Annotated in this window: 10 protein-coding genes; all 10 read left to right on the top strand. The window is 50.9% G+C overall.

The window, feature by feature from the left end:
* Window positions 1–234: 234 nt before the first annotated feature.
* Window positions 235–4,479: a DNA-directed RNA polymerase subunit beta' gene (rpoC, locus tag Hfont_RS02150; protein WP_112990594.1), complete on the top strand. Its 4,245-nt coding sequence runs from the start codon at window positions 235–237 to the stop codon at window positions 4,477–4,479.
* Window positions 4,480–4,927: 448 nt separating this feature from the next.
* Window positions 4,928–5,311 carry a 30S ribosomal protein S12 gene (gene rpsL / locus Hfont_RS02155; RefSeq protein ID WP_011872533.1) on the top strand — a complete coding sequence of 128 codons (384 nt, stop codon included), beginning with the start codon at window positions 4,928–4,930 and terminating at the stop codon, window positions 5,309–5,311.
* Window positions 5,312–5,445: 134 nt separating this feature from the next.
* Complete coding sequence (gene rpsG, locus Hfont_RS02160; protein ID WP_011872532.1) at window positions 5,446–5,916, top strand: 30S ribosomal protein S7; 471 nt, start codon at window positions 5,446–5,448, stop codon at window positions 5,914–5,916.
* A 124-nt stretch (window positions 5,917–6,040) separates the two neighbouring features.
* Window positions 6,041–8,149 carry an elongation factor G gene (gene fusA / locus Hfont_RS02165; RefSeq protein ID WP_112990595.1) on the top strand — a complete coding sequence of 703 codons (2,109 nt, stop codon included), beginning with the start codon at window positions 6,041–6,043 and terminating at the stop codon, window positions 8,147–8,149.
* Between the two features lie 133 nt (window positions 8,150–8,282).
* Window positions 8,283–9,473 carry an elongation factor Tu gene (gene tuf, locus Hfont_RS02170; protein ID WP_112990586.1) on the top strand — a complete coding sequence of 397 codons (1,191 nt, stop codon included), beginning with the start codon at window positions 8,283–8,285 and terminating at the stop codon, window positions 9,471–9,473.
* A gap of 91 nt (window positions 9,474–9,564) precedes the next feature.
* A complete protein-coding gene (gene rpsJ, locus Hfont_RS02175) occupies window positions 9,565–9,897 on the top strand; it encodes a 30S ribosomal protein S10 (protein WP_011872529.1) in 333 nt (110 codons plus the stop codon).
* Between the two features lie 208 nt (window positions 9,898–10,105).
* Window positions 10,106–10,780, top strand: a complete 675-nt coding sequence (rplC, locus tag Hfont_RS02180) for a 50S ribosomal protein L3 (protein WP_112990596.1) — start codon at window positions 10,106–10,108, stop codon at window positions 10,778–10,780.
* Between the two features lie 3 nt (window positions 10,781–10,783).
* Complete coding sequence (gene rplD, locus Hfont_RS02185; protein WP_011872527.1) at window positions 10,784–11,404, top strand: 50S ribosomal protein L4; 621 nt, start codon at window positions 10,784–10,786, stop codon at window positions 11,402–11,404.
* Window positions 11,401–11,718, top strand: coding sequence for a 50S ribosomal protein L23 (gene rplW / locus Hfont_RS02190; RefSeq protein WP_112990597.1), 318 nt, complete (start codon window positions 11,401–11,403; stop codon window positions 11,716–11,718). Before rplD ends, rplW begins: the two co-directional genes overlap by 4 nt.
* Window positions 11,718–12,545: a 50S ribosomal protein L2 gene (gene rplB / locus Hfont_RS02195; RefSeq protein WP_112990598.1), complete on the top strand. Its 828-nt coding sequence runs from the start codon at window positions 11,718–11,720 to the stop codon at window positions 12,543–12,545. The genes rplW and rplB overlap by 1 nt, the downstream gene beginning before the upstream one ends.
* Window positions 12,546–12,553: the final 8 nt, after the last annotated feature.

A 12,553-nucleotide genomic window follows, 5' to 3' on the forward strand; every position in this document is an offset into this window, starting at 1 on the left:
AGCGCAAGTTGTTCTTCCCTTTGCTGATTGAATTTAGTACTGAAGCAAGCGTAGTAGAAAAAATAGCTAGGCAATAGCAGTTTCTGGAAGTGTCGTCTGTCCCGGTATGCGCGGAACTCAGTGTGGAAGTTTACTTGCCCACTCAGCTCTCCCGCCCATGCGAACAGGGTTTAAAGCAGCGCCGACGCAACCTTCTCATCATCAAGCGTTTTTTCACGCCAACTGGAGTGATACATGAAAGCACTGCTCGATCTATTCAAGCAAGTTCAGCAAAACGAACAATTCGACGCGATCAAAATTGGTCTGGCGTCACCAGAAAAAATCCGTTCGTGGTCCTACGGCGAAGTCAAAAAGCCGGAAACCATCAACTATCGTACGTTCAAGCCTGAACGTGACGGCCTGTTCTGCGCAAAAATCTTTGGCCCTATCAAAGATTACGAATGCCTTTGCGGTAAATACAAACGCCTGAAACATCGCGGCGTGATCTGCGAAAAATGCGGCGTTGAAGTCACGCTGGCCAAAGTGCGTCGTGAACGCATGGGCCACATCGAGTTGGCATCGCCAACCGCGCACATCTGGTTCCTGAAATCGCTGCCATCCCGTTTGGGTATGGTGCTCGATATGACCTTGCGGGATATCGAACGCGTTCTGTATTTCGAAGCCTACGTTGTGACCGATCCAGGCATGACTCCGCTGAAAAAATGCCAGATCATGTCGGAAGACGATTACGCAGCGAAATACGAAGAATTCGGCGACGACTTTACCGCATTCATGGGCGCCGAAGGTATCCGTGAATTGCTGCGCGCAATCGACATCGATCGCGATGCTGAAATGCTGCGCCAGGAATTGAAAGAATCCAAATCCGAAGCCAAGATCAAGAAATACGCCAAGCGTCTTAAAGTTTTAGAAGCGTTCCAACGTTCGGGCATCAAGCCTGACTGGATGATCATGGAAGTGTTGCCAGTCTTGCCGCCAGAATTGCGCCCATTGGTGCCGCTGGATGGTGGTCGCTTCGCAACCTCCGATCTGAACGATTTGTATCGTCGCGTTATCAACCGTAACAACCGTTTGAAGCGTTTGATGGAACTCCGCGCGCCGGAAATCATCACCCGCAACGAAAAACGTATGTTGCAAGAAGCGGTCGATTCGCTGCTGGATAACGGCCGTCGCGGTAAAGCAATGACTGGCGCCAACAAGCGTCCGTTGAAATCGCTGGCTGAAATGATCAAAGGCAAGGGCGGTCGTTTCCGTCAAAACTTGCTGGGTAAGCGCGTCGATTACTCGGGTCGTTCCGTCATCGTCGTGGGTCCACAATTGAAATTGCATCAATGCGGTTTGCCAAAATTGATGGCTTTGGAATTGTTCAAACCATTCATTTTCAACAAACTTGAATTGATGGGTCTGGCAACAACCATCAAGGCTGCGAAAAAACTGGTTGAGATTCAAGAACCAGTCGTGTGGGACATTCTGGAAGACGTGATCCGTGAACATCCGGTCATGTTGAACCGCGCGCCTACCTTGCATCGTCTTGGTATTCAAGCGTTTGAGCCAGTCCTGATCGAAGGCAAGGCAATTCAATTGCACCCACTGGTCTGTGCTGCATTTAACGCCGACTTTGACGGCGATCAAATGGCGGTTCACGTTCCACTGTCGATCGAAGCACAGATGGAAGCGCGCACCTTGATGCTGGCGTCGAACAACATCCTGTTCCCATCGAATGGCGAACCATCGATCGTTCCTTCGCAAGATATCGTGTTGGGTCTGTACTACGCGAGCCGCGAAGCGATCAACGCCAAAGGCGAAGGCATGATGTTCCCGGACGTGTCCGAAGTCATCCGTGCTTACGACAATAAAGAAGTTGAACTGGCAACGCGTATCACCGTACGTATTACCGAATATCCGAAGAACGTCGAAACCGGCGAATTCGAAAAAACGGTAACTCGTTACGAAACCACAGTTGGCCGCGCGATTCTGTCCGAAATTCTGCCTAAAGGCTTGCCGTTCTCAGTATTGAACCGCGCGCTGAAAAAGAAAGAAATTTCACGCTTGATCAACTTGTCCTTCCGTAAGTGCGGTCTGCGCGCAACGGTAGTATTCGCTGATCAATTGCTGCAATCGGGTTTCCGTCTGGCGACACGTGCCGGTATCTCGATTTGCGTCGACGACATGCTGGTACCACCACAAAAAGTGGACATCATTGCTACCGCCGAAGGCGAAGTCAAACAGATCGAACAGCAATACTCGTCCGGTCTGGTGACGTCTGGCGAACGTTACAACAAAGTGGTTGATATCTGGGGCAAAGCCGGTGATGACGTCGGCAAGGCCATGATGGATCAACTCAAGGTTGAAGACGTCACCAAACGTGATGGCACCAAAACCACCCAAGAGTCGTTCAATGCGATTTACATGATGGCCGATTCCGGTGCGCGCGGTTCCGCAGCACAGATTCGTCAGCTGGCCGGTATGCGCGGTCTGATGGCGAAACCGGATGGTTCCATTATCGAAACGCCGATCACCGCGAACTTCCGCGAAGGTCTGAACGTTTTGCAGTACTTCATCTCGACTCACGGTGCACGTAAAGGTCTGGCCGATACCGCGCTGAAAACTGCGAACTCGGGTTACCTGACACGTCGTCTGGTCGACGTGACCCAAGATCTGGTTGTGATCGAAGATGATTGCGGCACCTCGAACGGCGCATCGATGAAAGCGCTGGTCGAAGGCGGTGAAGTGATCGAAGCATTGCGTGACCGTATCCTCGGCCGCGTTGCAGCGAACGACATCGTGAATCCAGAAACACAAGCTACCTTGTATGCAGCCGGCACCTTGCTGGATGAAGACATGGTGGAAGAAATCGAACGTATCGGCGTCGATGAAGTAAAAGTACGTACACCATTGACTTGCGATACGCGCTTCGGCCTGTGTGCAATGTGCTACGGCCGTGACCTCGGTCGTGGTTCCATGGTCAGCGCCGGTGAAGCAGTCGGTGTGGTTGCAGCGCAATCGATTGGTGAGCCTGGTACTCAGTTGACCATGCGTACCTTCCACATTGGTGGTGCAGCGTCGCGTGCGGCAGTTGCTTCGTCGGTGGAAGCCAAATCGAATGGTACGGTTCGCTTCACAGCGACTATGCGTTACGTCACCAACGGCAAAGGCGGTCAGATCGTCATTTCCCGTTCCGGTGAAGTACTGATTACCGATGACCTCGGCCGTGAGCGTGAACGTCATAAAGTACCGTACGGCGCAACCCTGATCGTCAAGGATGGCTTGGTGATCAAGGCTGGCACTGCATTGGCGACATGGGATCCGTTGACTCGTCCTATCATTACCGAATACACCGGCGTGGTGAAATTCGAGAACGTAGAAGAAGGTTCGACCGTTGCACGTCAGATCGATGAAGTGACCGGTCTGTCGACCTTGGTTGTTATCGATGCGAAACGTCGTGGTTCGGTTACCAAAACTGTTCGTCCACAGGTCAAACTGTTGAACGAACAAGGTGAAGAAGTCAAAATCGCCGGTACCGAACACGCAGTGACGATCGGCTTCCAGGTCGGCGCACTGATCACTGTTAAAGACGGTCAGCAAGTTACCGTCGGCGAAGTGCTGGCACGTATTCCGACCGAATCGCAAAAAACACGTGACATCACCGGTGGTCTGCCGCGTGTTGCCGAGTTGTTCGAAGCGCGTTCGCCGAAAGATGCCGGCATGCTGGCAGAAGTCACAGGTACGGTTGCATTCGGTAAAGAAACCAAAGGTAAGCAACGTCTGGAAATCACGGACATGGACGGCGAGAAGCACGAGTTCCTGATTACCAAGGACAAGCAAGTGCTGGTACATGACGGCCAAGTCGTGAACAAGGGCGAGATGATTGTTGACGGCCCAGCCGATCCACAAGACATCCTGCGTTTGCTGGGTATCGAAGCGCTGGCACGTTACATTGTCGACGAAGTGCAAGACGTGTACCGTTTGCAAGGCGTGAAGATCAACGACAAGCACATTGAAGTTATCGTGCGTCAGATGTTGCGCCGTGTTGCCGTGGTTAATCCAGGCGATGCCAACTACATCGTCGGCGAACAAGTTGAACGTTCGGAATTGCTGGACGAAAACGATCGCGTCGTTGCTCAAGGCAAGATCCCTGCAACCTACGAAAACGTGTTGCTCGGTATTACCAAGGCATCGTTGTCGACCGACTCCTTCATCTCGGCTGCATCGTTCCAGGAAACTACACGTGTCCTGACCGAAGCTGCGATCATGGGCAAACGCGACGGTCTGCGTGGCCTGAAAGAGAACGTCATCGTTGGTCGTCTGATTCCTGCCGGTACCGGTTTGGCATTCCACCGCGCCCGTAAAGAGAAAGATTCGTGGGAAGCGGAAGAGCGCGCAGCATTGCTGCAATCCGAAAAAGCTGCTCGCGCAGCCGAAGCGGAAGCGCAGTTTGCTGATATCGGTAGCACGCCTGACAGCGATACCGACGCTTCGTAATCCAAGCTGGTTCTAGTTCTAGCATCTAACGGCATCAGGAGAAATCTTGGTGCCGTTTTTCTTTGTGTAAAGCATGTTTGCCACTACAAAAATATCTTACTGATATGATTTAATGTCAAGAAGGAAAGTATTTTTATAGTAGTTGCCGCGCAGAAGATGGTGTCGATCGAATTTTCCGCCATTTCGCAACGAAATTGCAGCATGGTCCTTCATACATTTGTTGACTGTGAAAGTATAGAGGACTATACTCGCGAGTTCTCGATTTTAAGCTCTGCTGGGCTTAAGCGCTCTTTGGTCTTGCTTTTCCGCAATCCTCCTGCGCGTTTTTCCATCCCTGCTCTAATCGAGGCGCGCGTCGAATATCAATTCTTCCGCAATGATTCTTTAGTCCCCGGACAACCGTTTTCGGGTTCGTATTATTAATGTTGTATTAGCTGGATATAGAGCGATGCCAACCATCAATCAACTGATTCGCCAGCCGCGTGTTTCTGCACGCGTCAAGAGCAAATCGCCGGCGCTGGAAAACAGCCCGCAAAAACGCGGCGTATGTACCCGCGTCTACACCACGACTCCAAAGAAGCCGAACTCGGCTTTGCGTAAAGTCGCCAAAGTGCGTTTGACCAACGGTTTCGAAGTAATTTCGTACATCGGCGGTGAAGGCCATAACCTGCAAGAACATAGTGTCGTGCTGTTGCGCGGCGGTCGTGTAAAAGATTTGCCGGGTGTGCGTTATCACATGGTTCGCGGTGCTTTGGATACTCAGGGCGTTAAAGACCGTAAGCAAGCGCGTTCGAAGTACGGTACCAAGCGTGCAAAAGCTGGCAAGAAGTAATTAAGTATTTTTGCGGTCTCCGCAAAATTGTGTCGGTCCCTAATGGGCCGAGTAAGTGGATGGTTATGATGACTGTCCGCGAGTGTGCGACAAACCTGTTGTTGCGCCTCAACTGAAGATTGAAAGGAATCGAAATGCCACGTCGTCGTGAAGTTCCCAAGCGGGACATACTGCCAGATCCAAAATTCGGTAATGTTGATGTTGCCAAATTCGTTAACGTGTTGATGTTGTCCGGTAAAAAATCGGTCGCAGAAAACATCATCTACGGTGCGTTTGAGCATATCCAGACCAAATCAGGTAAAGATCCGCTGGAAGTATTTACAGCTGCAATCTTGAACTGCAAGCCACTGGTTGAAGTAAAGTCCCGTCGCGTTGGTGGTGCAAACTACCAGGTGCCTGTTGAAGTTCGTCCTGTCCGTCGTATGGCTTTGTCCATGCGTTGGTTGCGCGAAGCTGCTAACAAGCGCAGCGAAAAATCGATGCCACAACGTCTCGCGGGTGAATTGCTCGAAGCTGCGGAAAGCCGCGGCGGTGCAATGAAAAAACGCGATGAAGTTCACCGCATGGCAGAAGCGAACAAGGCGTTCTCGCACTTCCGCTTCTAATAGATTGGTGTTCTCGCCTGCCTGTGCAGGCGTTGTGCGCTACATGTGTAATTTGTTCGAGGCCGGGCACATTTTGGAAAAAATGGCGCTCGGTTTTGTTCATTAAAAAGAATTAGGACTAATTATGGCCCGCAAGACCCCCATTGAGCGTTACCGCAATATCGGTATTTCGGCTCACATTGATGCTGGTAAAACCACGACGACTGAGCGCGTTCTGTTCTACACAGGCGTGAATCACAAGATTGGTGAAGTTCATGATGGCGCGGCCACCATGGACTGGATGGAGCAGGAACAAGAGCGCGGCATCACGATTACGTCTGCTGCGACGACCTGCTTCTGGAAAGGCATGGCGAACAATTTCCCTGCGCATCACATCAACATCATTGATACACCAGGTCACGTTGACTTCACAATTGAAGTTGAGCGTTCGATGCGCGTACTCGATGGTGCTTGCATGGTTTACTGTGCAGTCGGTGGCGTGCAGCCACAGTCGGAAACAGTATGGCGTCAAGCTAACAAGTACAAGGTTCCACGTTTGGCATTCGTCAACAAGATGGATCGTACCGGCGCGAACTTCTTCAAAGTTTACGATCAAATGCGTGCGCGTTTGAAGGCTAATCCTGTGCCTATGCAAGTGCCTATCGGTGCTGAAGATAGCTTCGCTGGCGTGATCGATCTGGTCAAGATGAAAGCAATCATCTGGGACGACGCTTCGCAAGGTATGAAATTTGAATACGGCGAAATTCCTGAAAACCTGTTGGCTGACGCGAAAAAATGGCGTGAAAACATGGTGGAAGCCGCTGCTGAAGCGTCGGAAGAATTGATGAACAAGTACCTCGAAGAAGGTGACTTGAGCGAAGCTGAAATCAAGGCTGCGATTCGTCAACGTACTATCGCCAGTGAAATCGTTCCAATGATGTGCGGCACCGCTTTCAAAAACAAAGGCGTGCAAGCCATGCTGGACGGCGTGATCGAGTACTTGCCATCGCCAGTGGATATTCCGCCTGTGCCAGGCTTGAACGAAGATGACGAGCCTGTCGTGCGTCAAGCAGAAGACACCGAAAAATTCTCGGCGTTGGCATTCAAGATCGCAACCGATCCGTTTGTTGGTCAATTGTGCTTTATCCGTTGCTACTCGGGCACCTTGAACTCGGGCGATACCGTTTACAACTCTGTTAAAGAGAAGAAAGAACGTATTGGTCGTATCGTTCAGATGCACGCAAACCAACGCGAAGAAATCAAGGAAATGTTGGCAGGCGATATCGCTGCGGTCGTTGGTCTGAAAGACACCACCACTGGCGACACCCTGTGCGATGACAAGGCGATCGTTGTGCTCGAACGCATGGTCTTCCCTGAGCCTGTGATTTCGCAAGCTGTTGAGCCAAAAACCAAAGCTGACCAGGAAAAAATGGGTCTGGCATTGAATCGTCTGGCTGCAGAAGATCCATCGTTCCGCGTGCGTACCGATGAAGAATCGGGTCAAACGATTATTGCTGGTATGGGCGAGTTGCATCTGGACATTATCGTTGATCGTATGAAGCGCGAATTCGGCGTTGAAGCGACTGTCGGTAAGCCGCAAGTTGCGTACCGCGAAACCATCCGCAAAGTTTGCGAAGAAATCGAAGGTAAATTCGTCAAGCAATCCGGTGGTCGTGGTCAGTACGGTCACGTGGTTCTGAAGATCGAGCCGCAAGAGCCGGGCAAAGGTTTCGAATTTATCGACGCAATCAAAGGCGGTACGGTTCCTCGCGAATACATCCCTGCAGTTGAAAAAGGTGTGCGCGAAACACTGACTTCCGGCGTTCTCGCTGGTTACCCAGTGGTTGACGTTAAAGTCACCTTGTTCTTCGGTTCGTACCATGACGTCGATTCGAACGAGAACGCGTTCCGTATGGCTGCATCGATGGCGTTCAAAGACGGTTGCCGTAAAGCGAGTCCAGTCATTCTGGAGCCTATGATGGCGGTCGAAGTTGAAACACCTGAAGACTACGCTGGTACCGTGATGGGCGATTTGTCCTCACGTCGCGGCATGGTGCAAGGTATGGATGAAATCGCGGGCGGCGGCGGCAAGATCATTAAAGCCGAAGTTCCTTTGTCCGAAATGTTTGGTTACTCGACATCGTTGCGCTCCGCAACACAAGGTCGCGCAACCTACTCGATGGAATTCAAGCACTACTCTGAAGCACCTAAAAATGTGATCGATGCAATCGTCACATCGAAGGCGCCTAAGTAATCTATTCGTTGGAAGGCCAAGCGAGTTGAGTATCTTTACGAAGCTCCTTGGCTGGTAGCAAATAACTGTTAAGGGATGCTCCAAACGGGGTGTCTTAATTTAGATAAATCGTTCTTTTTGAAGGAAGAATAAAATGGCAAAAGGCAAATTCGAGCGGACCAAGCCGCACGTCAACGTCGGCACGATTGGTCACGTCGATCACGGCAAGACCACACTGACCGCAGCGATTGCGACAGTATTGTCGAAAAAATTTGGTGGCGAAGCAAAAGCGTACGATCAAATTGATGCAGCACCAGAAGAAAAAGCACGCGGCATCACCATCAACACCGCACACGTAGAATACGAAACAGCAGCGCGCCACTACGCGCACGTTGACTGCCCAGGCCATGCTGATTATGTCAAAAACATGATCACCGGCGCAGCGCAAATGGACGGCGCGATCCTGGTTTGTTCCGCAGCTGACGGCCCAATGCCGCAAACACGTGAACACATCCTGTTGGCGCGCCAAGTTGGTGTTCCATACATCATCGTGTTCCTGAACAAATGCGACATGGTTGACGATGCAGAATTGCTCGAACTCGTTGAAATGGAAGTGCGTGAGCTTCTGTCGAAATACGAATTCCCAGGCGACGACCTGCCTATCATCAAAGGTTCGGCTAAATTGGCGCTCGAAGGCGACCAAGGTCCATTGGGCGAAGCAGCAATCATGGCTCTGGCCGATGCACTCGACAGCTACATCCCAACACCAGAACGCGCAGTAGACGGCGCCTTCCTGTTGCCAGTAGAAGACGTATTCTCGATCTCCGGTCGCGGTACAGTTGTTACCGGTCGTATCGAACGCGGTATCGTCAAAGTTGGTGAAGCTCTGGAAATCGTCGGCATCCGCGATACCCAAGTCACCACCTGCACAGGCGTTGAAATGTTCCGTAAATTGCTCGACCAAGGTCAAGCAGGCGACAACGTCGGCGTACTGTTGCGCGGCACCAAGCGTGAAGACGTAGAACGTGGTCAAGTTCTGGCAAAACCAGGCTCGATCAAACCGCACAAACATTTCACAGGCGAAATCTACGTTCTGTCGAAAGATGAAGGCGGCCGTCATACACCATTCTTCAACAACTACCGTCCACAGTTCTACTTCCGTACCACGGACGTAACTGGTTCGATCGAGTTGCCGAAAGACAAAGAAATGGTTATGCCAGGCGACAACGTCTCGATCACCGTGATGTTGATCAACCCGATCGCGATGGAAGAAGGTCTGCGCTTCGCGATTCGCGAAGGTGGTCGTACTGTCGGTGCCGGTGTTGTTGCTAAAATTATTGAGTAATCAGTAAGCAATAAAAACGATTTGGCTTAACGCCATTTACTATCGCCGCGAGTGTTCACTCACTCGCGGCTCGCTCTTTTAAGGAATGAACATGTCTACAGCACCGAAATCAGCTCCAAACCAAAAGATCCGCATTCGTCTGAAAGCATTCGATTATCGTTTGATCGATCAATCGGCACTCGAAATCGTTGAAACGGCAAAACGTACTGGCGCAGTTGTAAAAGGCCCAGTTCCATTGCCTACACGTATTCAGCGTTTTGACGTTTTGCGCTCGCCGCACGTCAACAAAACATCGCGCGATCAGTTCGAAATCCGTACCCATGTTCGTTTGATGGACATCGTTGACCCTACAGATAAAACAGTTGATGCATTGATGAAACTGGATTTGCCTGCTGGCGTTGATGTAGAAATCAAACTGCAATAATTTGTTTTTGATAATGCGGGGCAGAAATGCTTCGCATTTTTAACTGTGGGCTGCAACAATTCACGCATTTAGATGTTGTGGAAGTGCTTTTCACCAGTTATAATCTCGGGCTTCGCTGAGGATTCCCATTTGGAATCCTTGTCGCATTCGTAGTTTAAGTTGTTTTATATATCAGCCCCGCCCAATCGTAGGTGGGAATGGAGAAAAAATGAACCAAAACCAAGATAAAGGCCAAGGCCTGCTTGGTCGCAAGGTTGGTATGATGCGTATCTTCACGGATGACGGGGATTCAATTCCTGTTACCGTGGTGGACGTTTCAAACAATCGTGTGACGCAAATCAAAACGCCTGACGTCGATGGTTATTCGGCTGTCCAGGTTGCTTTCGGTAGTCGCCGTGCTTCCCGTGTGAATAAAGCTTCTGCTGGTCATCACGCCAAAGCAGGTGTTGAAGCCGGTACCGTCCTCAAAGAATTTCGTGTTGCTGCTACTGCTGCTTCCGAGCTGAAAGTCGGCGATGTTATCGCCGCCAGTCTGTTCGAAGTCGGTCAAAAAGTAGACGTGCAAGGCGTAACTATCGGTAAGGGTTACGCTGGTGTTATCAAGCGTTACCACTTCGCTTCCGGTCGCCAAACGCACGGTAACTCACGTTCGCATAATGTCCCAGGCTCCATCGGTATGGCGCAAGATCCAGGTCGCGTTTTCCCTGGTAAGCGCATGACTGGTCACTTGGGTGACGTGAATCGCACAATTCAAAACCTTGAGATCGCTCGTATTGATGCTGATCGCCAGTTGTTGCTGGTTAAGGGTGCGATTCCTGGTGCGAAAAATGGTCAGGTGATTGTCTCGCCGGCTGTTAAAACCAAAGCAAAGAAGGGGGCTTAATTCATGGAACTCAAGCTCCTGAATGACCAAGGTCAATCGTCTTCGAACGTTGCTGCGCCGGATACTATTTTCGGTCGCGACTACAACGAAGCGCTGATTCACCAAGTCGTCGTTGCCTATCAAGCCAACGCACGCAGTGGTAATCGCAAACAAAAAGATCGTGAAGAAGTTCATCACACCACCAAAAAACCTTGGCGTCAAAAAGGTACGGGCCGCGCTCGTGCTGGTATGTCGTCATCGCCTTTGTGGCGCGGCGGCGGTCGGATTTTCCCGAACTCGCCTGATGAAAACTTCTCGCACAAAGTTAACAAAAAGATGTATCGCGCAGGCCTCTGCTCGATCCTCTCGCAGTTGGCTCGTGAAGGTCGTCTCTCCGTAATCGAAAGCCTGTCAGTTGATGCGCCAAAGACCAAGCTCTTGTCGCAAAAATTGAAAGGTATGGGTCTGGATTCCGTGCTCGTCATCACTGACAGCCTGGATGAAAACCTGTTGTTGGCATCGCGCAATTTGCCTAACGTGCTGATTTGCGAGCCACGTCATGCTGATCCAGTTTCGCTGGTTTTCTACAAGAAAATCCTGATCACGAAATTGGCATTGGCCAAGATTGAGGAGATGCTGGCATGAGCGCGATTCTGAAACATAGTGAAGAACGCTTGATGAAAGTGTTGTTGGCGCCAGTTATTTCCGAGAAAGCAACTTTCGTTGCTGAAAAAAACGAACAAGTCGTTTTCCTCGTGATGCCGGACGCTACCAAGCTTGAAATCAAAGCTGCGGTTGAGTTGCTGTTCAAGGTTCAAGTTGAATCTGTTCAAGTTGCCAATCGTCAAGGTAAGCAAAAACGTTCAGGTCGCTTCAATGGTCGTCGCAATCACACACGCCGTGCGTTTGTATGCCTGAAGCCTGGTCAAGAAATCAACTTCACCGAGGAGGCTAAATAATGGCACTCGTTAAAGTCAAGCCGACCTCGCCTGGTCGTCGCGGTATGGTCAAGGTCGTCAATGCCGACCTGTACAAAGGCCGTCCATTCGCAGGCCTGATCGAAAAGAAATCGAAAACTGCTGGCCGTAACAACAACGGTCACATCACTACTCGTCATATCGGTGGTGGTCACAAGCAGCATTATCGCGTTATCGACTTCAAACGCACTAAAGATGCTATCCCTGCAAAAGTGGAACGTATTGAATACGATCCAAACCGCACGGCAAACATCGCGTTGGTGTTGTATGCGGATGGTGAGCGTCAATACATCATTGCAACCAAAGGCATGGCCGTTGGCGATCAAGTGATGAATGGCTCGGAAGCGCCGATCAAATCGGGTAACTGCTTGCCTATCCGTAATATCCCAGTCGGTACCATCATGCATTGCGTTGAAATGTTGCCAGGCAAAGGTGCTCAAATTGCACGTACAGCCGGCGCTGGCGTTGTGTTGATGGCACGCGAAGGTACTTACGCTCAAGTTCGTTTGCGCTCTGGCGAAGTTCGTCGTATCCACGTTGAATGCCGTGCAACCGTAGGTGAAGTCGGCAATGCCGAACACAGCTTGCGTAAAATCGGTAAAGCAGGTGCGATGCGCTGGCGTGGTGTTCGTCCTACCGTTCGCGGTGTGGTCATGAACCCGGTCGATCACCCACACGGTGGTGGTGAAGGCAAAACGGCAGCAGGTCGTCATCCAGTGTCGCCATGGGGTCAGCAGACTAAAGGTAAGAAGACGCGTCGCAACAAGCGCACGACTTCTATGATCGTCTCGCGCCGCGGTAAGAAATAAGGATAAGA

It is taken from the genome of Herminiimonas fonticola, from assembly GCF_003293745.1.
GTDB classification, from domain to species: domain Bacteria; phylum Pseudomonadota; class Gammaproteobacteria; order Burkholderiales; family Burkholderiaceae_D; genus Oxalicibacterium; species Oxalicibacterium fonticola.